The organism is Dyadobacter sp. Leaf189, assembly GCF_001424405.1.
In the GTDB taxonomy this organism is placed as follows: domain Bacteria; phylum Bacteroidota; class Bacteroidia; order Cytophagales; family Spirosomataceae; genus Dyadobacter.
The window spans coordinates 627,910-652,749 of sequence record NZ_LMPS01000001.1 but is presented as its reverse complement, the minus strand read 5'-3'; the positions used below and the strand labels follow the sequence as shown (position 1 = coordinate 652,749).

The following is a 24,840-nucleotide window of genomic DNA, read 5'->3' as shown; positions in this document are numbered from 1 at the left end:
TCCGCTAAGGACCAGCTATCGTCGACTATTTATTTTCTTCCTTTATCTTTTTTCGCTGTGTGACCGCGGAAATTACGAGTGGGTGAAAATTCTCCCAGCTTGTGTCCCACCATATTCTCAGTTACATAAACAGGGATAAACTTGTTTCCATTATGTACTGCAAAGGTATGTCCGATAAAATCGGGCGAAATCATTGAGCGTCGTGACCAGGTCTTGATTACTGACTTACGTGACGAACTGTTCATAACCTGAACTTTGTTCTCGAGACGGAAGTCGATATACGGTCCTTTTTTTAATGAGCGTGCCATGTTATTCTATTATTTTTTACGACGGCTGATAATCAATTTCTCAGAGTGCTTGTTGCGATCACGTGTCTTAAGACCTTTCGCAAACTGACCGTTTCTAGAACGAGGCTGACCTCCTGACGAACGGCCCTCACCACCACCCATTGGGTGATCAACTGGGTTCATTGCAACCCCTCTCACACGTGGACGGCGACCTAACCATCTGCGGCGACCTGCTTTACCCAGAGCCACGTTCATGTGACTAGCGTTGGATACTGTTCCCACAGTTGCAATACAGGTAGAAAGGATCATTCTCATTTCGCCAGAAGGCATTTTTAGAACGGCGTATTTACCTTCTCTTGCAACTAGCTGCGCGTAAGCACCCGCACTTCTTGCAAATTGTCCACCTTTACCAGGAGTAAGCTCGATATTGTGCACAATGGTACCAATTGGCATTGCACTTAAAGGAAGAGCATTTCCAACCTCCGGAGCAACTGAATTACCAGAAACAAGTACCTGCCCTACTTTCAATCCGTTTGGAGCGATAATGTATCTTTTTTCCTGATCTTCAAACTGAATCAGAGCAATGCGCGCTGAACGGTTTGGATCGTATTCTATTGTAAGTACGGTAGCCGGCGCATCGAAACGGTTTCTCTTGAAATCGATAACACGATACTTCCTTTTGTGACCACCACCTATATATCGCATGGTCATGTGTCCCTGACTGTTACGACCACCTGTTCTTTTGATCGTTTCCAGAAGACTCTTCTCAGGTTTCGCTGTTGTGATCTCCTCAAAAGTAGGAGCTGAGCGAAAACGCTGACCAGCACTTGTCGGTTTTAATTTTTTAACTGCCATTTGATATTACTCGTCAAGATTTAAGTCGTTCAACCAGGCTTATGCCTCACCGTATATATCGATGATCTCTCCTTCAGCTACTGTTATGATAGCTTTCTTGATAGTCGACGTTTTTCCACTTACAAATTTTCCTCCCGATGTGCGGGACTTACTTTTACCAATGCTACGCATGGTGTGAACGCTTTCTACGGTAACCCCGAACAGCTTCTCAATAGCTTTTTTAATCTCTACCTTATTAGAAGTAAGAGACACTTCAAAAGCATATTTTCCTTGACCACCCTGAGCCGTTACCTTTTCGGTTATAATCGGACGTTTCAGTACACTCATTGTTATTTGTTCAATTGGGTTTCCAAAATAGACAGAGCAGATTCACTTATCAAAAGACGGTCTGCATACATCAGGTCATAAGTATTGACCGCGTCCACAGTTGTAACTTTCGCTTTTGGAATGTTACGGCTTGACAGATAAACATTGCTGTCAATTGATGGAAGAATCAATAAAGTTTTTGTATTCACTAATGAAAGCGATGTCAAAACATTCAGATATGATTTCGTTTTAGGCGCATCAAATGTGAATGCTTCCAGAACAGATATCGCATCAGACTGTGCTTTGGCAGAAAACGCCGACTTGCGAGCTAATACTTTAACCTTTTTATTCAACTTAAAACCGTAGTCACGAGGTCTTGGACCGAAAATCCGGCCACCGCCTACGAAAACAGGAGACTTAATGCTACCTGCACGTGCACCACCTGTTCCTTTTTGACGTTTGATCTTGCGTGTAGAATGATTTACTTCTGCACGTTCCTTTGACTTATGCGTTCCCTGACGCTGATTTGCCAGGTAAAGCTTTACATCGAGATAGATCGCGTGCGTATTAGGTTCAATGCCGAAAATCTCTTCTGACACACTTACCTTCTTGCCGGTATCTTCTCCTTTTATATTTAATACGGACAGTTCCATTGGTGCTATTTCTCAATGATTAGAAATGAATTCTTTGAACCCGGTACTGAGCCACTAACAACTAAAATGTTCTGCTCAGGTATCACTTTCAGAATTCTCAAATTCTGAATCTTTACACGATTGTTACCCATACGTCCACCCATGCGAATACCTTTAAATACGCGCGAAGGGAAAGAGCAGGCACCAATCGAACCTGGGTGACGCGCTCTGTTATGCTGACCGTGAGTTTGACCACCCACACCACCAAAACCGTGACGTTTTACAACACCCTGAAAGCCGCGTCCTTTGGCTGAGCCAACAACGTCAACGAACTCACCTTCTTCGAAAATATCCTGTACAGATAACGAAGTTCCTAATTCATGCTCCACTTCAAATTCCTTAAACTCAACCAACTTTTGTTTGGGAGTTGTATTGGCTTTTTTGAAGTGGCCAATCATAGGTCTGGAAGAATTCTTTTCTTTCTTCTCACCAAAACCTAATTGAATGGCTTTATAACCATCCTTTTCTTCGGACCTAACTTGTGTAACAACACAAGGACCAGCTTGGATCACAGTACATGCCAGAGCCTGCCCGTCAGCATTGTACAAACTGGTCATCCCGATTTTCTTACCAATTAAACCAGACATGTTTGAAATTTAAATTTAGCAGGTAATACCCCTTATTCTTTAAAACGGACTGCAAAGGTAGAAAATCAATTCTTAGTATCCAATGCAGTTAAAAAATATTTCTCGCTGATAATCAGCAAAAAAGGTCAGATGAATTACCATCTGACCTCATTTTTTAGAATGCCGGTGATTGTTGCGTATAATGCATCCAATTAAGTGGCATCCTCGAGCTCAGATGTGGTTTCCGAAAGCGGACCTTCACCCAATTTATGTCTTTGACTTACCTTAAATAAGTCGGCTTTTACTAAACTTTAATTTCAACATCAACACCACTTGGCAATTCAAGCTTCATCAATGCATCAACAGTTTTTGCGCTAGTAGAGAAAATATCAACCAGACGTTTGTAAGTACAAAGCTGGAACTGCTCTCTCGATTTCTTATTAACGTGTGGTGAGCGCAACACAGTAAACTTCTCGGTTTTGGTCGGCAAAGGAATTGGACCACTAACAATAGCACCAGTCGCCTTTACAGCCTTCACAATTTTCTCAGCTGACTTATCAACCAAGTTGTGGTCAAATGACCGAAGCTTAATACGAATTTTTTGATTCATTTCTTTTGTTTGTTTCCGGTTCAGAAAATCTTGTCAAATGAGTTTTGACAATCCATCAGCAAAAGAACCATTTACTTTACTGATTTATATCTATATAAAATGAAGTGCTACCAAGCAAGCTGGTAGCACTTCACATTTAAGCTCTAACTAAGCCTTTTGCCTTTTCAATTACCCCCTCAGCGATGTTGTTAGGAACGATCTCGTAGTAAGCGAAAGTAAGAGACGCAGTTGCACGGCCCGATGACATTGTACGAAGGTCAGTTACATAGCCGAACAATTCAGAAAGAGGAACGTCAGCTTTGATAACCTGTGCACCATTACGTGAATCCATACCGCGCATGATACCACGACGACGGTTTAAGTCACCTGTAATAGGACCGGTGTATTCGTCAGGAGTAAGTACTTCAACGTGCATAATAGGCTCCATCAACTTCGAACCAGCGTGACGTGCTGCTTCTTTGAAACCTATCTTAGCTGCCAATTCGAAAGAAAGTGAATCTGAATCGACATCGTGGAATGAACCGTGGAACAGACGAACTTTCATAGAATCCAAAGGATAGCCTGCCAACGCACCGTTGATCATAGCAGCCTCAAATCCTTTTTGAACCGGAGCAATGAATTCACGAGGAATAGCACCACCTACCACTTCGTTTACAAACTGCAAACCAGTTTTTGGCTCTTTGCCCTCTTCATTGTCATCACGTGGCCCGATTTCAAATACGATATCGGCAAACTTACCACGACCACCAGTTTGTTTCTTGTACACTTCACGGTGCTCGTAGTTCTTAGTCAAGATCTCTTTGTAAGCAACCTGTGGAGCACCTTGGTTTACCTCTACTTTGAATTCACGACGCATACGGTCGATGATAATTTCCAAGTGAAGCTCTCCCATTCCTTTAATGATCGTTTGACCAGTCTCCTCGTTACTTTCAACCTGGAGTGTTGGATCTTCTTCGATCAGCTTAGTGATTGCTTTTGAGAAGTTATCGCTATCAGCAGCTTTCTTAGGCTCGATTGCGTAACCAATTACAGGCTCAGGGAATACCATTGATTCCAATACAATCGGAGATTTTTCATCCGAAAGCGTATCTCCTGTCTTAATATCTTTGAAACCTACTACCGCACCAATATCCCCTGCTTCAAGCTTGTCAATCTGATTTTGCTTATTAGCGTGCATCTGGAATATACGTGAGATACGCTCTTTATTACCTGAACGGTTGTTCAATACATAAGAACCCGAGTCAAGTACACCAGAATAAGATCTGATAAAGCAAAGGCGCCCAACATAAGGGTCAGTTGCAATTTTAAATGCAAGTGCGCAGAAAGGATCCGTCTCAGAAGGCTTACGGCTAACTTCGTTGCCTGTACGTGGATCTGTTCCTATAATACTCTCACGATCCATTGGTGAAGGCAAAATCGCCATCACGTAATCGAGCATTGTTTGAACACCTTTGTTTTTGAAAGAAGAACCGCAAACCATAGGAACGATCTTCATGCTGATAGTTGCAGCACGCAACGCAGCTAAAATTTCGTCTTCCGAGATCGAGTTAGGATCTTCGAAATATTTCTCCATCAAAGTATCATCGAATTCAGCAACTGCTTCAAGCAATTTCTCTCTCCACTCAGTTGCTTCTTCCAACATATCGTCAGGAATAGGAACCTCAGTGAAAGTCATTCCTTTATCTGCCTCATTCCACTCAATACCACGGAAGTTAACCAGGTCAACAACACCTTTGAAAGAATCTTCAGCGCCGATCGGCAATTGAAGAGGCACTGCGTAGCTGCCCAACATTTCTTTAACCTGAGCACAAACTTTCAGGAAGTCTGCTCCGGAACGGTCCATTTTATTTACGAACCCAATACGTGCTACATTATAGTTGTTAGCAAGGCGCCAGTTCGTTTCAGATTGTGGCTCAACACCATCAACCGCGCTGAAAAGGAAAACCAAACCATCTAAAACACGTAGAGAACGGTTTACCTCAACGGTAAAGTCTACGTGTCCAGGAGTATCGATAATGTTGATATGATATTTCTCGTTACGGTAGTTCCAGTTAACTGTTGTAGCCGCAGATGTAATGGTAATACCACGCTCTTGCTCCTGCTCCATCCAGTCCATTGTAGCAGCACCATCATGTACTTCTCCAATTTTGTGACTTACCCCTGCATAGTACAGAATACGCTCAGTTGTAGTTGTTTTACCGGCATCAATGTGCGCAGCAATACCAATGTTTCTTGTTAATCTTAGATCACGTGCCATGACAGATGGTGATGTGTTATATTTTATTCGATGTGCAACTCAATTCGGAGAATTTGAACTTTTCAGAGAATGACAAATCCATTACTTCCAAAAATTCAGAGCGCAAAAGTATAAATTGTTGATTATAAATCCAATTGAGGGAAAGTTATTTTTCAAAAATTTATACAAAAAAATCGGGAGCCTGATAACCAGACTCCCGATTGCATTATATTTTATTTGCTTAGAAACGGAAGTGAGAGAACGCTTTGTTCGCATCCGCCATACGGTGCGTATCGTCTTTCTTCTTCACAGCAGCACCTTCACCTTTTGCAGCCGCGATAATTTCGCCGGCTAGACGGTCAACCATTGTTTTTTCTCCACGTTTGCGGGAATAGTTGATCAACCATTTCATGCCAAGAGATTGCTTACGCTCAGGACGAACTTCTGTTGGAACCTGAAACGTTGCTCCACCTACGCGGCGGCTTTTTACCTCTACTGAAGGCGTAACATTGTTCAATGCTTTTCTCCAGGTTTCCAAACCATTTTCGCTGGTTTTTTTCTCAACCAACTCCAATGCGTCGTAAAAAATGGTAAATGCAATGCTCTTCTTTCCTTCGTACATCAGGTTGTTCACAAACTTAGTTACCTGAACATCCCTGAACTTAGGATCAGGAAGGATATATCTTTTCTTTGGTTTCGACTTTCTCATTTTGTCTTAATGTTTTTACACGAGGTTTCGTTTTGCAACTTATTCACCCACGCTAAGGCGCAGATTACTTCCCTTTTATCAACTTAATTATTTAATAAAAGCAGAGAGAGTTACTTTTTATTTTTTCTTACCTTTTGTTGGTGCTGCTGCAACCTGTCCTGGTTTTGGACGCTTAGCACCGTATTTAGAACGACGTTGTTTACGTCCGTTCACACCAGCAGTATCCAATGCACCACGGATAATGTGGTAACGAACACCTGGCAAATCCTTCACACGACCACCACGGATCAATACGATCGAGTGCTCCTGCAAGTTGTGGCCTTCACCTGGGATGTAGGCATTCACCTCTTTGTTGTTGGAAAGACGAACACGAGCTACTTTACGAAGTGCGGAGTTCGGTTTTTTGGGCGTTGTAGTGTACACCCTGGTGCACACACCCCTACGCTGAGGGCATGAATCCAAAGCCGGTGACTTTGATTTCCATGTAATGGTCTCTCTACCTTTACGGACTAATTGTGAAATAGTTGGCATTTAACAAATTGATTTTGATCTGATTAACAATCCGATCTATTGTTATGTAAACAGTTTTCCCGAAAAATCGGACTGCAAAAGTAATATTCCGCAACTGATTAGCAAAGCGTTACTGATCTTTTTTCCAAAAACAGGTTGTAAATCAACAATTTTCCTGCCGAAAACTTCCCTCTATTCATCACAGATAAAAATCTTTTCCACTTGTATCCAGAATTTTATTTCCAAACGTTCTTTATTAGTATTGTTTTTCAGAAACCCAGTGTGCGCGTCGAATCGTTTGATTTTATACTTTACATTATGAAACTTTTGCGGAGTGTCTTTACCCTCGTAATATTTGGTGCTCTTTTATCCGGCTGCAATTCGGCGATGCAAGCCTACAAAGACGGTCAAAAGAAATTTGCTAACGGAGAATACGACCTGGCGATAAAAGGTTTTCAAAAAGCTGCTCAGGAAAATTACGAACCTGTTCAAACAAGCTACTATATCGCCGAGTCTTACCGCCTATCAAATCGCTTTAAAGAAGCTATTCCCTACTATAAGCAAGCGTTGGATGCTGGCCTGGCAAGTAACGATGCCCGTTTTCAGTATGCGTATGCATTGAAAACAGCTGGTCAGTACAGCGAAGCTTCTGCACAATTTGCCTCATTTGCCAAAGATACTGTTGGCTCGCAAGCCTTAAAGGATAGGGCATTGCGGGAGGTTGAAATTCTTCGCATTGCTGACAGGCTTAAAACGGAGAAAATGGAAGTGGAGGTTAAGAATATACCACTGAATACCGCTGGCTCTGAATTCTCCCCTACCGTTCTTGGCAAAGAACTTGTTTTCTCTTCTTCCAAAAAAGAGAAAATCTATAAAAACAATGGGCAGGCAATGTTAGGACTATATAAGGTCTCTATCACCGAAGATCCGGGAGCGATTCAAGGCAATCCCGTTTTACTTAGCCCGGAAATTAATGCCGAGGAGGCGAATGAAGGTTCTCCTGCATTTTCACCCGATGGGAAAACGCTGGTTTTTGCAAGAGGAAACACGGGTAAGAAGAACAGCAGCAAGGATGTAGACCTCTATATGAGCCGCAATGTGGAAGGTAAATGGACTGCTCCCGCCATTCTCCCGATCAATGATTCACTTGCGTGGGATGGATCACCCGCATTTTCGCGCGACGGGAAAACACTTTACTTCGCTTCAAACAGGCCTGGTGGTGCAGGCGGAATTGACATATACCGTACCAATATGGATGCATCCGGCCGTTTCAGCAAGCCGGTGAACATGGGAAGGGATATCAACACTGCCGGAGATGATATGTTCCCGTATGTAGCCGAAGGTGGAAAACTTTACTTTGCGTCGGATGGACATCCCGGATTGGGCAAGCTGGACTTATTCTCAGCGACACGCACTCAGGGAGTGATTACCATTGAAAATATGGGATTGCCCTTTAATAGCCCGCAGGATGATTTTGGACTCGTCTTTTACGAAGGTCTGACAAAAGGCTTCTTCTCTTCTAACCGGGAAGGTGGCAAAGGCGACGATGATATTTACTATTTCGCTGCGCCGGAAGAGCCAGACAGCACAACCATTGCTAAAAACAACGACCCTAACGATCCTCTTAACCCTAACAACACGAACTTCATCAATGGAAAGCCGAAGGTGGTCAGGTATTTCCTTGGGGGAAATGTGATTACTGCGGGCCAGGGATCCACGCCGCTGGATTCGGCAATTGTGCACATTTATCCTGATACTTCCGATGTACAAATCGCGCAGCTGCCTACTACCAGCGATGGTAAGTTCGGGAAGCAGTCCGTTGAAGAGGGCAGATCTTATGTATTACTGGCTGAACGGAAAGGCTATATCAGCAGACGCGAACCATTTTCGATGACAGGTCGCTCCATTCCGCCGATATTCCTGACAAAAGAACTGACAGATACAACCTTCAATGTAACGATCAAGCTGGACAAGCTGGAATTGAACAAAACATTTGTCCTGGAAAACATCTACTACGATTTGAACAAATATAACATTCGTCCCGATGCTGCTATCGAGCTGGATAAGCTTGTTCAAATCCTAAAAGATAATCCAAGTATGAACATCGAGCTGAGCTCCCATACGGATGCGCGCGCTACGGATGCATACAACATGACTTTATCTCAGAACAGAGCTGAGTCCGCAGTGGCTTACCTGAATTCTAAGGGAATTGATGCGGACAGAATGGTCGCAAAAGGATATGGCGAGCGGGAGCTGATTGTTCCAAATGCAAAAACAGAAGAAGAACACCAGCGTAACCGACGAACTGAGTTTACGATCCTGAGTTACTAAGCACAAAGAATCGACAAGAGATCCCGCTTCGGACAAGATTGTTCCTGAGCGGGATTTTGTTTTTAGCGTCCCTATCTTTGCCGATTATTTCCAATCACATTTTCATCATATTAATTAAGTTTAGGTAAATGGCGCAGCGCATTGTTTACTGGTTTAGAAATGACCTTCGATTATTGGATAATGAAGCGTTATTGACAGCCTGCAACTCCTCAGAAGAAATACTCCCTGTTTTTGTTTTTGATCCAAGACAATATGAAAAAACCCGGCTGGGCTTTCGCCGGACGAGTGCTTTAAGAGCTCAGCATCTGATTGAATGTGTTGTTGATTTACAGAATAAGCTCAGGAGAAAAGGCGGGGACCTTTTACTTAGAATTGGAGAGCCCGAAAAGATCATCGCTCAGATCGCAGAAGATTTTGAAGCCAGCTATGTGTATTCCACCAAAGAAATTGCTCCGGAAGAAACAAGGATTGAGTCTTCTTTAAGCAAAAACCTCAAACTGCTCAATATCGATATCAAGCTATTCTGGACCGACACTTTGGTGCACGCCGCCGAACTACCTTTCCCTATCTCCAAGCTTCCATCCTCTTTCGCTGAGTTCGCCGGGAAAATGCGGGGTAACCTGTCGATCAAAAATGCATTGCCAGAACCTGAGCAAATCACATTACCAGCGGAGTACGAGGCAGGAGAATTGCCGTCGCTGAAAGATCTGCAAATTGATCCCGAAGAGATAGCATTCGTAAATGAAACTATACCAGATTCTCAGGTAACGCCGTCAAATGCTGTGGATGTACTGTCAAAGTACCTGGAAACAGCGAGCGATCCTGCCGGTTTCCATGCATTGATTGATTCCGGTATTTCTCAGTTACTGTCTTTGGGCTACCTTTCTCCCAGGTACGTTTACCATGCTGTACTTTCAACGCCCGAATCTGAAAAGCGGCAGAACCTGCTCCGTGACTTGCTGGAAAGAGATTATTTCCACTGGACATTGCTCCGTTTTGGTCCCAGAATTTTTAAGCCAAGTGGTGTAAAGCACCTGTTTGAGAAACGATGGTCCAATGATAATACCGTCTTCGAGACATGGATCAATGGAGAAACCGACGATACTGCTGTGAATGCGATCATGAAAAAATTGAAGACAGAAGGTAACCTCCCTGCATCTGAACGCCAAAAAAGTGCTGAATATCTTGCCAATACACTCGATATCAACTGGACCTGGGGAGCGATGTATTTTGAAAGCAATCTCAAAGATTACGAACCGTCTGTTACCTGGGGCAAATGGAATAAAGTGGCGGGAGTTGGTCAGGATTAATAAACAGGATCAATCTGACCAATACCGAAACCCGCTATCCGGCCAAAAATCCGTCAAAATTGGCGCTGAGCCCGGTTATGTAGTTTTTAGTGCGGATTTTGCTAGATTTGGACAACTTTGATTGTTCATTAACTATTAACCGAATACTAAAATGTCAAAAGGATTAATCGCAGTTATAGTCGTGGTTCTTATACTCGGATTCGTCGGCTGTGGAAAATATAACGGACTCGTCGGAAAGGATGAAGTGGTAAAAGAATCCTGGGCGAAGGTAGAAAGCCAGTACCAGCGCCGCGCAGACCTGATCCCAAACCTCGTAAGCACAGTTAAAGGTGCCGCTGAGTTTGAAAAAGGTACATTGACAGCCGTAATTGAAGCACGTAGCAAAGCAACTCAGACAACCATACAGGCTGACGAGCTTACACCTGAAAATATATCCAAGTTTCAGGCTGCACAGGATCAGTTGAGCGGCTCACTTTCCAGGTTACTTGTTTCAGTTGAACAGTACCCGCAACTGAAAGCCAACCAGAACTTCCTGGAATTACAGGCACAGCTGGAAGGCACAGAGAACCGCATTGGCGTCGCAAGAAATGACTTCAACACAGTTGTTAAAGATTATAACCAGGAAGTAAGGACTTTCCCTACCAACTTGTTTGCAGGCGTTTTCGGCTTCTCGCAAAAAGGTTACTTTACAGCGGCGGCCGGATCTGAAAAAGCTCCTTCCGTACAGTTCTAAACTGACGTGAAATGGTTTCCGGGTAACAAAGCCGGAAACCATTTTCTTTTCTTAGCAGCACTTCACAGATACCCACATCAATTTCCCATGGAAGCGCAATCCCTTTTTTTTACAGAAGAGCAGCAGCAACTTATCATCAATGCGATAATGGCAGCTGAAAAACAGACTTCGGGCGAAGTGAAGGTACATATTGAGAAGAAGTGCCCTAACCCGGATGTAATGGAAAGAGCTAAAGAGGTTTTCCTAGCTCTTAACCTGCATCAGACTGCCCAGCGAAACGGAGTTTTGTTTTACCTCGCCTACGAAGACCGGAAGTTTGCGGTACTAGGCGACAAGGGGATCAACGAAAAAGTACCCGCCGATTTCTGGGAAACAACAAAGAGTCTTTTGCGCAGCCATTTTTCACAAGGCTTGTTCCTGGAAGGACTTTGTAAAGGTATTGACGAGGCTGGATTTCAGCTGAAATCGCACTTTCCATACAACTCCGACGACATCAACGAACTTCCAGACGACATTTCGTTCGGACACTGAACCCATGAAGAAAATACTCTTAATACCCATTCTGCTGATCATTTCCCTTTGTAGCAGCTGGGCACAGGATATCCCTGCCAAACCAAATCCGCCTAAACTGGTCAATGACTTTGCAAATCAGCTCAGCGCTGACGAAAAGGCCAGTCTGGAACGGAAGCTGGTTGCTTACAACGATTCCACTTCCTCGCAGATCGTTATCGTAATTGTTCCCACAACCGGTGACTATCCCATTGCAGACTACGCGCTCAAAATTGGTCGGGAATGGGGAGTGGGGCAAAAAGACAAAGACAATGGTATCGTGCTATTGTGGGCGCCTACTGACCGGAAGGTTTTTATCAGCACCGGCTACGGAATGGAGGGTGCTATCCCTGATGCAATTGCCAAACGGATCATTTCCCAGGTAATTACGCCGCGTTTTAAGCAAAATCAGTTTTATCAGGGGTTGGATGAAGGTGTAGATATGATCTTCAAATACGCAACTGGTGAATACAAAGCTGAAAAGCAGGATAATAACGATGACAATGGAGGCTCCCCGCCGGTACTTATCATCGTTGCTTTTATTATGATCATCGCATTCATCATCATACGGAACCGGAACAATCGGGGGGGCCGTGGAGGTGGAGGAATTGGTGGCTTTGGCGGACCGATATTCTGGCCTTATACCACACACTCCGGCGGAGGCAGCTTTTCAGGAAACTGGGGCGGCGGCGGATTCGGAGGAGGTAGCGGTGGCTTCGGAGGATTTGGAGGAGGCAGCTTTGGTGGAGGAGGCGCAGGCGGCGACTACTAAATGAATGTCAATCAGTATAGATCTTATTTAAAGGCCCGGAAATGCATGTTTCCGGGCCTTTTCATTTAGTTCAAGGTAAAGAGCTGCTTTTACTTCTACGTATAGTGATGGCATGGTTTTTGAACATACTCCATAAAAGATATAGCTTTTAACCTAAACAATGTTTTATGGAACGGAAAAACAATACCGGCCTCTTAGTCGGATTGATCTTGATGACAATTATCGCTGCGGTTTTTGGATATCTTTATTATAATGAAAGAACCCTTTCTACCAAGCAATCGGCTGACCTCGAAACACGCGTCAGCGAGCTGGCTGCTTCCGAGATAAAGCTAGACTCAATATCCAAACAGCTCGACGCGCGCATTCAGGAAGTACAAGGTTTGGGCGGTGATGTTGAAGAGCTGCAAAAAGTAAAAGCTTCACTCGAAAATGATCGTATTGCACTTCGGAAAGGCAATGCCAACATGGGCAGGAAGATCAAGGAGTATGAGAGTTTCCTCACGAAAAAAGATGAAGAGATCGCGCAACTCCGGGAAGAAAACCAGCAGCTGATCAGTCAGAACGAAACGCTGGCTCAGGAGAAAACGGAACTTCAAACCAGTAAACAAGCCGTAGCAGATTCACTTTCGACTGTAACAGCCAAAAACTCTGAACTTGAATCCAAGGTAACAATGGCAGCTGCATTGCGGGCACGGAATGTAAAAGTGTATGCAGTTTCCTCAAAAGGCAAGGTAAGAGAAGGTGAGAATGTGAAGGCAAAACGGATAGATAAAGTCCGTGTCGATTTCATGCTGGAAAAGAACCCATTAACGCAAACTGACAACAAAACCGTTTACCTCCGTATCATCGATCCAAGCGGCGCAACGATCTCCGATACCAAAACCGGTTCAGGTGTGTTCGATTACAATGGACAGGAGCAGGGTTTTACAATCAGCAAGGATGTAGCTTATACCAACAGCAACCAGGACGTGAGTATTATGTATGATCGCGACGCTGCATTTCCGTCGGGCAAATACACCATTGAATTATATTCGGAAGGCTTCTCCATTGGGGAAGGTTCATTTTCAGTAAAGTAATCAGGTAAACCGCAGTGTTTGTTCGCGGCGATGGTGTAAAGCACCACCGCCGCTTTTTTATGCATTTCTATATTTACCCATAATTCCTATCTTGCACCATAAAAACAATTGAGAATAACCCCGAAAACCAAATAAATAGCCTTCCTTATATGTCATCACAACTATCCCAAAAACACCCGAGAGGCCTCTATGTTTTGTTTTTTGCAGAGATGTGGGAGCGTTTCAGTTACTATGGCATGCGTGCTATCCTGCTGCTCTTTCTGCTTGATAATATAAGAGGGGGAATGGGAATGAGTGCAGCGGAGGGGACGGCCATTTACGGGCTTTATACTGCCTCCGTATATCTGCTTACATTGCCAGGCGGCTGGCTGGCAGACAATATTCTTGGTCAGAAAAAGGCTATCTGGTATGGAGGGATTGTCATCATGCTCGGGCACATTATCCTGGCAGTACCAGCCGGATCCGTGCTCTTCTTTATTGGGCTGAGCACCGTGGCCATTGGTACCGGGCTTTTAAAACCGAATATCAGCTCTATCGTAGGCGAGTTATACCCGGAGGGAGGTGCGCGGCGCGATGCAGCATTTTCCATTTTTTACATGGGCATCAACCTGGGTTCGTTCCTTGGAATCGCTATTGTAGGATACCTGGGTGAAAAAGTGAACTGGCACATGGGTTTTGGCGCTGCGGCGATCGGGATGTTGTTGGGGCTGGTTGTATTTCGTTACGGAAGTGCCACTTACCTGAAAGGACTTGGTGAAGTTCCGGCGGCCAAAGAAAAAGACCCGCTGAATGAGGCTCCGCAATCAGGCAACAACAAGTTACTGGGTTACGGACTGATCGCATTGCTCGTTGTGTTCCTGATCGTACTGCAATCTTCGGGTACCATTGACATGACCACCGCACAGGGCCTTGCGCAAGGTGCGGGTGTGATCATCGTATCCATTTCCGCCGCGTATTTCCTTTTCATTCTTATTGCAGGCGGACTTACACGCGTCGAGAAATACCGCGTTGGCGTATTGATTATCCTCTTTCTGGCCATTGCATTGTTCTGGGCAGGATATGAGCAGGCGGGCACATCCCTGCAAATCTTTGCTGAACGTCACACACAACGAATGATCGGCGGCTGGGAAGTACCTTCGAGCTGGTTCCAAAACTTCCAGCCCACCTTTGTACTGATCTTTGCACCTATTCTGGCCAGCTTGTGGATTTCTCTTTCATCAAAAAACCGCAACCCTTCCATTCCGGTCAAATTTGCAATGGGCCTAATCCTACTCGGTCTTAGCTTTTTTGTAATGGTAGCAGCATCCAACATTGCTGTCACGGGTGAGCTGGCTTCCCCTCTTTTCCTCACATTTACTTACCTGCTTCAAACCGTCGGTGAGCTGTGCGTAAGCCCGGTTGGACTTAGCTCTTATACCAAACTCGCTCCGAAACGCTATGTCAGCCAGTTAATGGGTATCTGGTTTGTAGGTGCTTCGCTGGGTAACCTTATTGCCGGGATTTTTGCGGGAGGGTTCGACGAGGGTAACATCATGCAAATGCCTGCATTATTTAATCAGGTGGCTATTATTACCACGATCTCCGGATTATTGCTGCTCGTTTTCTGGAAGCCGATCAAAGGCTGGATGGGCGGCATACACTGATTTACACATTTCAATAAATACTTCAACAACATTTCACAAAGATGAAATTAGCCAGTTTCGGTTATCATGCACTCGCCTTGTCGCTGTTGCTAGCGGGTTGCAAAAAGGAAAACGAACAGTCGGATACACAAAAAGTACCTGGCTTCGATATCAGCTCCCTTGATTCCACCGCCAAAGCCTGCGATGATTTTGACAGCTATGCCAACGGAGGCTGGAAAAAGAAAAACCCGATCCCCGGAACAGAAAGCCGATGGGGCGCATTCGGGATTTTGGATAAGGAAAACAAAGAGGTGCGGCTGAAAAGCATTATCGCCGAAATCGCGAGCAACAAAGACCGTAAAAAGGGAAGTGAAGAGCAGCAGATCGCCGATTACTATCAATCTTTCCTCGACACAGCTACAATTGAAAAGCGAGGCCTCTCGCCATTGAAACCATATCTTGACAAAATCAATGCGGTTACTTCCTTAAAGGAGCTTGTACCCGTAGCAGGTGAATTACAGAAATTGGGAGTGCCCAGTGTGGTCGGCTTTGGTGTAGATGCAGATTTGCGGAATAGTAAAATCAATATCCTGTATGAAGGCCAGGGTGGTCTGAGTTTAGGTGAAAAAAGTTATTACGAACGTACCGACTCAAGCACTGTTAAAGTCAGAAAAGAGTTTGTCGGACACGTAGATAAGATGTTCTCCCTAGCCGGGTTTACAGATCCAAAGCCTGGTCAGACCTTGCTTGACTTCGAAACAAAGCTGGCGAAACTGCAGCTAAGCAATGTGGAATTACGTGATCCTGTGAAGACCTATAACAAAATGGCCTTTGCCGATCTGGAAAAGCTGTTGCCTGCATTTGAAATGAAAACTTTTGCGGATAAGCAGGATATCAAAACTGACACGGTCATTGTTCAGAACAAAGCGTACCTGCAAAATCTGAACACTTTATTGAAAGCGACTCCGATCAGTACTTTGAAAATGTATACCAGATGGCAGCTGCTTTCACGCTTTGCCGGGTACCTTCCTAAGAGCTTCGATCAGGAAGATTTCCGCTTTTTTAGTACAGTAATGAGAGGTACAAAACAACAGAGGGTTCGTCAGGAAAGAGCGATAAGGTCAACGGATGGACTGTTGGGAATGCCGCTCGGCAAGCTGTTCTCGAAAAAATACTTCCCCGAAGAAGACAAGAAGAAGGTAGCTGAAATGATCGAGAATGTACGTACCGTGTACGGCGAGCGCATTGATAAATTAACCTGGATGAGCGACTCTACTAAGGCAAAGGCGCACAAGAAGCTCAAAGCATTTACTTACAAAATCGGCTATCCTGATAAATGGAAGGACTACTCAAGCATTGAGATCGCTCCAGATAAGTTATTCGAAAACGTAGTGTCCGCTGCGCTCTTCGGGCATAAGGAAGCTATTGACAAGATCGGTAAAGAAGTGGATAAGAAAGAATGGGGAATGACGCCGCAAACAGTAAATGCTTACTACAACCCATTGAACAATGAAGTAGTGTTCCCGGCCGGCATTTTGCAGCCGCCATTCTATAATCGTGACGCCGATGATGCGATTAACTACGGCGGGATAATTGCCGTAATCGGTCATGAATTCACGCACGGCTTCGACGATCAGGGTTCGCAGTTCGATGACGAAGGAAACCTGAAAAACTGGTGGACCGCTGCCGACAGAGCCAATTTCGATAAACTTACTAAAAGGTACATCGACTATTTCAGCGGCATTGAAGCCTTGCCTGGCTTCAATATCAATGGCGCATTGACAATCGGGGAAAACGTGGCTGACCTCGGAGGCCTGACACTTGCCTATTATGCTTTGCAAAAATCATTTGAAGGCAAAAAAGAGCCTGAGCCGATAGACGGATTCAACTGGAAGCAGCGGTTTTTCCTCGGCTGGGCGCAGGTTTGGCACATGAACACGACCGACGAAGCATTACGGAACCAGGTTCAAACCGACCCGCACGCACCTGCCAAAGACAGGATCAATGGTCCGCTTCCACATTTGAAGGAGTTTGAGACTGCATTCGGCTGTACGCCGGGCAGCAAAATGATCCTGCCAGACTCAGCGAGAATAGTGATCTGGTGATGGAGTTGAGGAGTTCAGGAGTTTATGAGTTGGAAGTATCAATCTTAAAACTTTAAACTCATAAACTTTAAACTCATAAACTCTAAACTCATAAACTTCAAACCTCACTTCCCTGCAACATATTTGTTCCGATAAGCACTTGGACTGCATCCCTTAGCCTGCCTGAATTGGCGGGCTATATTTTTGCTGTCTGTTAAGCCCATATCCAATGCAATTTCAAATACTGACATATCTGTATCCAGCAGTTTCTGGGTGAATTTCTCGATGCGGAGATTGAAGATGTATTTGTAGATAGGGTAACCGGTAATTTCAAGAAAGCGCTTTTCCAATGCACGCCGCGACAGCGGGACCTGCTTTACTACCTCATCAACATGAAGATTCTTCTCGATATTCTGGTGAATGTATTTTAAAGAAGAGGCGATGTGATCGTCGTTGGTAGCATAAATATCAGTGGAATGCCGCGTAATTACCTGCATTGGCTTCACTATGATATCATCGTATTTGCCGATGCCGTGCTGGATCATGTGGTCAAGCAACTTCGCAGCATCATAACCGCCTTTTTCCACGTCCAATGCGATACTTGAAAGCGGCGGGTCTGACAGATCGCAGATCATTTCGTCATTATCAACGCCGAGCACTGCTACTTCTTCCGGAATGCGGATGCCCACGTGCCGGCAGGCCTCGGTGATATGCTGGCCCTGATTGTCATCGCAGGTCATCAAACCGATCGGCTTTGGTAGCGATTTCAGCCAGCGGCTCAATGAACTGGGCTTGTAGTACCAGAGCTCCGTCGATCGCGCTTTTTTATGTTCAAAGTAATGAACCTGGTGCCCTTTTGATTTAAGTCTTTCTTCAAAACCTTCTGCCCGCTCCCTTGACCAGACAATGTCATTAAAACCGTAAAACGCAAAATTGGTAAACCCCTTTTTCAGGAAGTAATCTGCACCCAGCTGGCCTGCTTCGTGGTAGGCACCGGTAATATTGGGAATCTCGGTAAAACGTTCCTTGAAATCCTGGGCAATAACGGGAATGCCCGCCTTGACGATCTTGTCAATCTCCTTATTATAAAGCTGTCCCACAATTCCATCCGCCCCCCATTCCAGCGCCCATTGCAGGATACCGTCGATCCCGATCGTTTCCCGGTGAAACAGCGGCATCCGGCAGAAGATCCACGGACCAAACTCCTTTGAATACGCATTGATACCCTTCATCAGGCTCTTACTGTATTCCTCCGCAAAGTCAAGAAGCAGAATGATCTTGTACATGGCTGTTAGCTGTTAGCTGTTAGCTGTTAGCTGTTAGCTGTTAGAAAAATGGGAGTCCAAATTGTCTACTCATGAAAAAATAAAAGCTAATCGCTAATAGCTCTTCAAAACAAATCTTTGACGCTGCTGACAGTCGCATTATTAACCAAAGGCCTGGCCCAAATTCCGATGCTGAGTATGTATGCCAATGGGATGAGAAGAAACAGCATGGCGGACTGCAAACCAAAAAACTGGCCCAGACCACCAACGATCAAAGGAACCACCGCACCGCCCGCAATGCCGGCGCACAATATTCCGGAGAATGTACCATGATGTCGCGGCACCGAATTTAATGCGAGTGAAAAGATCACCGAATACATCACAGATGCAAAAAAGCCGGTGAGCGGAAAACCGTAGAGCGCCATTTCTTTTGAACCAAACAATGCAGCCAGCAATGCGATTACTGCGCCTGTGGTAAAGAAGATCAGCACTTTCCGGCTGTCGATCAATTTGAGCAAGAGTAAACCAAGAAAACAGCCGACCGTCAGCAAACCCCAGAAGTAAGAGATCACAGACGCGCCGGTCGTAGCCGGATCGACACCGTGGTAAGTCTGCAGGAACTGTGAAATCCAGTTGGCAATACCCTGCTCGGTACCTACGTAAGCAAAAATACCCAGGAAGAACAGCCAGACCTTCCGTGAGGCGGCAAGCTCCCTGAACGAATTACCTACATCAATCCGCTCCTCTTCCAGGAGTTCAACTTTTGGGAATTTCACAAACGAAATCAACAAAACCATGATCAGCGCGATCACTGAGAAAACCCAGTAAAGTGAAACCCACCGCAGGTTTTCAGGAACAAGATCATTTAAAATATCAATAACAAAACCCGATTCTCCCGAATGCACGTGGAGCACCAGATAAGTATATAACAGCGGGCTCAGAAAAGAAGCAGCACCGAAAAACAGCTGGGCCAAAACAGAAAAAAAAGCAAAGCGCTCTTCACCCCCTGCGACACGCAAAAGCGGATTAATCACGACTTGCAGCATCGCCATTCCAATACCGATCAGAAAAAGCGAGAACAATGCAATTGCGAATCCCGGCAAAACGGCAAACAGCAGCGCACCGATAAACGCAAGTAGAAATGCCGCGATCAGAATGCGCTTTTCACCGTATTTTTCAACCATTAACCCCGCAGGAATGGACATTACCCCATAAGCTACAAAAAACGCAAAAGGCAGGAAACCCGCCAGCCCAAGGCTCAGACTGAAACTTCTCACAATATCAGGGATGATGGGTCCCAGGATGTTTGTAAGAAATGAAATGACGAAAAATATCAGCAGGATCAGAACTACTATGAAGCTGTTTCTTTGCATGAGGGTTCGTATGAAATTCAAGCTTCGGATTAAGGTACGCTGACCACGCTTGTGCGGCCCGATCTGCCTGCAATGTCAAAGCATTTTAGCTTCACAGTGCCTGTAACTTTTACAGGGGCTTCATACAAGTCAGACTTGGCCGTTGGTTCCGACCCGTCGGTTGTATACCTGATCATCAGTCCGGGGAGCTCCGAGTTGGCTTTCAGCATACCGCCTTCTATGACAGCGCCCGGCATTGGCATTCTGTAATTGTATCCTCCATTGATATACGCCCATTTTGGAAGTGCTTTCTGCGCCATGGTATTGGCAAAAATATTCCAGCCTTCCTGCATCATTTTCTTTCTGGCAGCATCGTCAGCAACAAACTCCCACTTTCTTTCGGCAGCCCAGGCACTTTCTGAAAAACCAAGCAGCTTGGGCAGGATCATATATTCCATCATATCGCGGCCCTTGATCGTTTCGCACCAAAGCTGCGCTTCTATACCCAGGATGTTCTTTCTTGCGGCAGGTTTCAGCTGTTCCTTACCGACGAACTCCTCTTTCATAGGCTTGCCCATTGCCGTCTCCTCGGTAGTTTTGAACATATTGAATGGTGCGAAAGCCCAGTTATCCCAGGTATCGACAAACCCGCCCCAGTATAATCCAGGCTCCTTGGGATCGTTATTGTAGGACATATCAAAATAGAAATTGGTCACGTTGCAAAGTACCACCTGATAGCCCGCATTCGCCATTCTATAACCCAGATCAACATCGAACACATTGTTCCAGATATAAGGCACTACAGGACGGTTAACAAACTCCGGGTTAGCCAGGTAAGCGCCGGTAGCTGTTTTTGTCAATGCAACTTCTTCCCAGCCATGTACTTTCAGGTTCCGCTTTTCAAGTCTTGGCAGCAGGTTCCTCACAAAGTAAGTCTGCAAATTGCGGTACTCCTTGATCTCCGGATGCTCTTTCATGAGTTTGGCAATGTTAGGTGACTTCGTCCATACACCTTCTGCAACCTCGTCTCCGCCGGTATGGAATGTGTCAAGTGTCAACCCGGCCTGCTTGTACAGCTTCGCTACCTCATCTACCACTTTCTCGTAAAAATGGTAAGTCGACTCACGTGAAATGTCAACCACATTATTCTTATATGCTTGCGCTGACAGGTAAACCGACTTGTCCGCAGGATCAATCAACCTGTACTCATTTGCTTCCTTTTCCTTGCCTTCTTTCATCAAACGCTCATACCGCGCTTCCATGGATTTGATGGCCGCCAAAGCGTGTCCCGGAAAATTGACTTCCGGAATAACCTTAATGTGGCGCTCGGCAGCGTATTTGAGTATCTCGACAAAATCTGCTTTTGTATAATAGCCACTTCCATATTTGCCTTTATCATTTGCTTTTGGACCGGAACCGTATGCAGGATGCAATGCAGAAGCTTCCATTCCCGACGTGTGCTGCCGATGCGCGCCAACCTCGGTCAGCTCAGGCAGGCCGTCAATTTCCAGCCGCCAGCCTTCGTCTTCCGTGATGTAAAAAAGAAAGTGATTGATCTTATAGGAAGCCAGCAGGTCCAGTACGCGCTTGATCGATTCTTTGGTCTGGAAATTACGTCCAACATCCAAATGCATGCTCCTGAACTGAAAGCGGGGTGCATCCTCTACCTGCACATAATTGAAAACGACAGGCGTGCCTTGCTTTTGATAAACTTCAACGGGCGCAAGTTGTACCAGGCTTTGCACTGCATAAAAAACACCCGCAGCATTGCTTCCCGTAATGGAGATTCCCGTCTCTCCTATCGCCAGCTTATAAGCCTCCCGCGAAATCCCATTCACATTAACCGGCCCAGTTCTCAAAACAATGGCCGGTGCTTCCGCAGAGTCACCAGTAGGCACCCCTGCACGTATAGGCAGGTCCGTGCCTGTCATTTCACGAAGTTTCTGAATCAGGAACTTTGCCTCGTTTTCTAAACCATCCTGGTAAAATACCTGCGTTTGGCTGCTGAGCGTGAATGTACCCTGTCCTGCGGTAAGCTTCACCGGACTTGGGATGATTTTCAACAGCTGATCTGCGGCTACTTTGGTAAAAGGTAAGTTGTGTTTATATCTTGTTTCTGCCGTAGGAATTGGCATCAAGTCTCTTTTTCCTCTCAGGATCTGTTCTTTGGCAACAAAAGGCTCCACAGCATACTCGGTGACCTGCACGATCTCCTTCTCTTTGCCTTCATCATCATAAAAAACAAAATACAAGCCCATTGGCGCATCCGTTTCTTTGATAATTGACTCGGTGCCTGTATAATTGACTATCACCGAATCGCCCGGAGCGAGTTTAAAATCCTTTGCAGCTACCATTCTGTACCAATCGCCATTGATATGCTCTACTGTGGCAGGTTGCGGCGTTTTGTTAGTTTGGATTGGTCGTGGCGACATGTTAAAGAACAACTTCCAATTCGTACCGTCCAAAGTGATATCACTACCGTTTTTGATCACGAACCTGGCCTCGAAACTACCGTCAGGCTCACCAAAGTTGTTCACCAGCTTCCAGGAAACACGGATTTTCTCGGCTTGCTCCTTGCTGATCTGGCCCGATTTGCCACAGCCCGAAAGGAAGAGGATCGCGATAACGAGAAACTGATAGTTGAATAATTTTTTCATAAGGTTTGAATACGGATTTGCCGGTGCCAGTGACTTTTAGGGTAAGAGAGTAAGTATTTGACGATTGTAATACTGATAAGTCGGCAAAATATACTAGCGCGGGTGATTTACCAGCAGTAATATTCATTTAATTATGCGCCTGATAGTCTTTCCAAAACATTCACCTGTAATACAGCTTAAAAATGGTGGATTAATGCAAAAACTAACGGGAACAACTTCCAGGCTTTCGTCGCTGGATGCAATGCGCGGATTCACGATCGCGGCTATGATTATGGTTAACTTTCCCGGGGACGAAGACCATGTTTTTCCCACACTTAGCCATTCAAAATGGAATGGACTTACATTCACAGACCTTATCGCACCTGTTTTTCTGTTCATCGTGGGTGTGTCCATTGCACTCGCCTATTCAAAAAATCAGACCGGAAACGGGGATAACTCCGCCTTGCACCGAAAAATCCTGATCCGGTCTGTCAAGATCTTCGCTGTGGGAATGTTCCTGAATATGCTACCCCATTTCAACTTCTCCGACCTGCGGTATACAGGTACGCTGCATCGCATTGCGATCGTATTTCTGGTATGCGCACTGCTCTTTCTGAATACAAGCTGGAAACAGCAGGCTATCGTAGCAGCTGCAATATTGGTCGGCTACTGGCTGGCTATGACACTGATCCCGACTCCGACAGCAGGAATCGTAGTGCTCGAACCCGGCCTGAACCTCGCCGCGTGGGTAGACCAGCAATACCTGCCCGGCAAAATGTGGCAGGGCAACTGGGATCCGGAAGGAATACTGAGCACCTTCCCGGCGATCGCCACCGGGATCACGGGAATGCTCGCTGGCAGGGTACTTCTGCTGCCAGCAACAGCAAATGAAAAAAGCAACTATCTGGTTTCCGGCGGCTTCTTAGCTGCTTGTGCAGGATACTTCTGGGGACTTACCTTTCCCGTAAATGAGAATCTGTGGACGAGCTCCTTTGTATTGGTTACCTCAGGATTTGCCTCCATGCTCCTGGGTGTACTGTACTTTGTTATTGATATTAAAAACAAAAAAGCAGCAATTACACCGGGCGTCATATTCGGCGCCAATGCGATTGCTGCCTATGTACTGGCTGATATCCTTTCCATTCCGTTTTATCAATGGGAAATTTCAGGAAGAACACTGAACGAGATTGGCGTCAGCATATTCGTCTCAGCAGGGATAAGCATGAAACTGGCGAGCATGCTTTATGCGCTGTTCTTTGTTGGTATCAATTTCATCCCCGTCTATCTGCTGTTCAGAAGAAGGATTTTCATCAAACTATGAAATGGGAGATTATTTATCTTTTGCCCTGCCACATCATCAATCCTTCAATCACTGCTACCAGTTGCTCCGCCGGCATGTTAGGAACTAAATACGCATGCGGCCCCATTGGATCATCCCGCCATTTATTGCTTCCGCCTTCCACAATGATCTTGCCGCGCTTTAAACTGAAATAAGGCTGCACGCCCCGCGCAGCAACGAGCACAGCAGTTTGGTCCCAGCTCATTCTGCCGCCTGCGTCTTCCTTGCTCAGCGGCATTGCCATTGCAAATACTTCCTTAACCGGGCTCTTCAATCCTTCGTTAGCAACCAGTTTCAATCCTGTTTTGATATCCCTCCCTATTTCGAAACCGCTGAATAATATCTCCGTGGGCCACTCGGCAAATACCTCCGCTGAGGCAACCGAGTCTGCATAAACATTGTATTCGCGTCCCTCCGGAAATGCACCTGCCATGGATACAAGTTGTTTGACCTTCTTTCGGATCAATGCAGGTCCGGACAAGGGAGAAATTTTGTCTGGCTGTGATTTCAGCAAATCGGCCAGATTGGTCAGAAAACCAATGGTAACGATCGTTACACTACCATCCGGCTCTTTGGCCAGGGCCTGGCGGTAGGTTTGTACTGCATCCGGCGCATCAGAGGTTTTAGCAATGTGTGGAGGGTATTTGCTGACCAGCATTTCGGGCCATTTCTGAGAAGCCCCAAAGCTTACGCCCCTGCCTTTGGGTGCGCCAACTGGTAGCTCCGGGCGACCAAAGTAAGTGTTCAAAATATCGATTACCGGAACAACAAGCTCATTTTTATTAGAGGAAACCACAGCCAGCGGGCGGATTTCACCCTTATCCGCAAGCGCGTGAAAAACCGCCATTGCACCCACATCGTCGTAGTCAGGACCGATGTCGGTATCCAGAATAACAGCCCTGCCGGATGCACCTCTGTTTTGCGCTTGAAGATTGGATAATGTGAGAAAAAACAGGATAACAGATAAAAACTTGTTCATAGTACTCGGAATATAACTTTC

At 45.5% G+C, this 24,840-nt stretch carries 22 protein-coding genes; 9 read left to right on the top strand and 13 right to left on the bottom strand.

Going from position 1 to position 24,840, the window contains the following annotated elements; genetic code table 11:
• Positions 1-29 precede the first annotated feature (29 nt).
• From rpsS to rpsL, 9 genes are all read right to left on the bottom strand, one after another.
• Positions 30-308, bottom strand: a complete 279-nt coding sequence (gene rpsS / locus ASG33_RS02845; protein ID WP_056280046.1) for a 30S ribosomal protein S19 — start codon at positions 306-308, stop codon at positions 30-32.
• A 9-nt stretch (positions 309-317) separates the two neighbouring features.
• On the bottom strand, positions 318-1,142 hold the full coding sequence (rplB, locus tag ASG33_RS02840; RefSeq protein WP_056280044.1) for a 50S ribosomal protein L2: 825 nt from the start codon (positions 1,140-1,142) through the stop codon (positions 318-320).
• Between the two features lie 39 nt (positions 1,143-1,181).
• Complete coding sequence (gene rplW, locus ASG33_RS02835) at positions 1,182-1,469, bottom strand: 50S ribosomal protein L23 (protein ID WP_056280041.1); 288 nt, start codon at positions 1,467-1,469, stop codon at positions 1,182-1,184.
• Positions 1,470-1,471: 2 nt separating this feature from the next.
• A complete protein-coding gene (gene rplD, locus ASG33_RS02830) occupies positions 1,472-2,101 on the bottom strand; it encodes a 50S ribosomal protein L4 (RefSeq protein WP_056280039.1) in 630 nt (209 codons plus the stop codon).
• 5 nt (positions 2,102-2,106) lie between these two features.
• Positions 2,107-2,727 carry a 50S ribosomal protein L3 gene (rplC, locus tag ASG33_RS02825; protein ID WP_056280037.1) on the bottom strand — a complete coding sequence of 207 codons (621 nt, stop codon included), beginning with the start codon at positions 2,725-2,727 and terminating at the stop codon, positions 2,107-2,109.
• A gap of 283 nt (positions 2,728-3,010) precedes the next feature.
• Positions 3,011-3,316 (bottom strand): 30S ribosomal protein S10, encoded by a 306-nt coding sequence (rpsJ, locus tag ASG33_RS02820; RefSeq protein ID WP_026631228.1) that lies wholly within the window; start codon positions 3,314-3,316, stop codon positions 3,011-3,013.
• Between the two features lie 136 nt (positions 3,317-3,452).
• Positions 3,453-5,573 (bottom strand): elongation factor G, encoded by a 2,121-nt coding sequence (fusA, locus tag ASG33_RS02815; RefSeq protein WP_056280035.1) that lies wholly within the window; start codon positions 5,571-5,573, stop codon positions 3,453-3,455.
• 220 nt (positions 5,574-5,793) lie between these two features.
• Positions 5,794-6,261 (bottom strand): 30S ribosomal protein S7, encoded by a 468-nt coding sequence (gene rpsG / locus ASG33_RS02810; RefSeq protein ID WP_015813785.1) that lies wholly within the window; start codon positions 6,259-6,261, stop codon positions 5,794-5,796.
• A gap of 117 nt (positions 6,262-6,378) precedes the next feature.
• Positions 6,379-6,792, bottom strand: a complete 414-nt coding sequence (gene rpsL / locus ASG33_RS02805; RefSeq protein WP_026631225.1) for a 30S ribosomal protein S12 — start codon at positions 6,790-6,792, stop codon at positions 6,379-6,381.
• 366 nt (positions 6,793-7,158) lie between these two features.
• On the opposite strand from rpsL, the gene ASG33_RS02800 reads away from it, so the two are divergent.
• The 8 genes from ASG33_RS02800 (at position 7,159) to ASG33_RS02765 (ending at position 17,269) form a co-directional block, all read left to right on the top strand.
• On the top strand, positions 7,159-9,102 hold the full coding sequence (locus ASG33_RS02800; protein WP_056280033.1) for an OmpA family protein: 1,944 nt from the start codon (positions 7,159-7,161) through the stop codon (positions 9,100-9,102).
• 128 nt (positions 9,103-9,230) lie between these two features.
• A complete protein-coding gene (locus tag ASG33_RS02795; protein WP_056280031.1) occupies positions 9,231-10,412 on the top strand; it encodes a deoxyribodipyrimidine photo-lyase in 1,182 nt (393 codons plus the stop codon).
• A 151-nt stretch (positions 10,413-10,563) separates the two neighbouring features.
• Complete coding sequence (locus ASG33_RS02790; protein ID WP_056280028.1) at positions 10,564-11,145, top strand: LemA family protein; 582 nt, start codon at positions 10,564-10,566, stop codon at positions 11,143-11,145.
• 87 nt (positions 11,146-11,232) lie between these two features.
• On the top strand, positions 11,233-11,676 hold the full coding sequence (locus tag ASG33_RS02785; protein ID WP_056280026.1) for a TPM domain-containing protein: 444 nt from the start codon (positions 11,233-11,235) through the stop codon (positions 11,674-11,676).
• 4 nt (positions 11,677-11,680) lie between these two features.
• Complete coding sequence (locus ASG33_RS02780) at positions 11,681-12,466, top strand: YgcG family protein (RefSeq protein WP_056280024.1); 786 nt, start codon at positions 11,681-11,683, stop codon at positions 12,464-12,466.
• 167 nt (positions 12,467-12,633) lie between these two features.
• Complete coding sequence (locus ASG33_RS02775; RefSeq protein WP_056280021.1) at positions 12,634-13,542, top strand: hypothetical protein; 909 nt, start codon at positions 12,634-12,636, stop codon at positions 13,540-13,542.
• A 149-nt stretch (positions 13,543-13,691) separates the two neighbouring features.
• Entirely contained in the window at positions 13,692-15,185 is a 1,494-nt protein-coding gene (locus tag ASG33_RS02770; protein WP_056280019.1) for a peptide MFS transporter, read from the top strand.
• Between the two features lie 41 nt (positions 15,186-15,226).
• Positions 15,227-17,269 carry a M13 family metallopeptidase gene (locus tag ASG33_RS02765; protein ID WP_056280017.1) on the top strand — a complete coding sequence of 681 codons (2,043 nt, stop codon included), beginning with the start codon at positions 15,227-15,229 and terminating at the stop codon, positions 17,267-17,269.
• 104 nt (positions 17,270-17,373) lie between these two features.
• Here the strand turns inward: ASG33_RS02765 and ASG33_RS02760 are convergent, their stop codons facing one another.
• The 3 genes from ASG33_RS02760 to ASG33_RS02750 all read right to left on the bottom strand — a co-directional run bounded on the left by ASG33_RS02760 (position 17,374) and on the right by ASG33_RS02750 (position 22,522).
• On the bottom strand, positions 17,374-18,534 hold the full coding sequence (locus tag ASG33_RS02760; protein ID WP_056280015.1) for a DNA-binding transcriptional regulator: 1,161 nt from the start codon (positions 18,532-18,534) through the stop codon (positions 17,374-17,376).
• 104 nt (positions 18,535-18,638) lie between these two features.
• Positions 18,639-19,886 carry an MFS transporter gene (locus ASG33_RS02755; RefSeq protein WP_056280013.1) on the bottom strand — a complete coding sequence of 416 codons (1,248 nt, stop codon included), beginning with the start codon at positions 19,884-19,886 and terminating at the stop codon, positions 18,639-18,641.
• A 29-nt stretch (positions 19,887-19,915) separates the two neighbouring features.
• Positions 19,916-22,522, bottom strand: a complete 2,607-nt coding sequence (locus ASG33_RS02750; RefSeq protein ID WP_056280011.1) for a family 20 glycosylhydrolase — start codon at positions 22,520-22,522, stop codon at positions 19,916-19,918.
• Between the two features lie 193 nt (positions 22,523-22,715).
• Here ASG33_RS02750 and ASG33_RS02745 point away from each other — a divergent pair, with 193 nt between their 5' ends.
• Positions 22,716-23,822, top strand: a complete 1,107-nt coding sequence (locus tag ASG33_RS02745) for an acyltransferase family protein (protein WP_056280010.1) — start codon at positions 22,716-22,718, stop codon at positions 23,820-23,822.
• Positions 23,823-23,835: 13 nt separating this feature from the next.
• Here the strand turns inward: ASG33_RS02745 and ASG33_RS02740 are convergent, their stop codons facing one another.
• Positions 23,836-24,819: a nucleoside hydrolase gene (locus tag ASG33_RS02740; RefSeq protein WP_056280007.1), complete on the bottom strand. Its 984-nt coding sequence runs from the start codon at positions 24,817-24,819 to the stop codon at positions 23,836-23,838.
• Between the last annotated feature and the right edge of the window lie 21 nt (positions 24,820-24,840).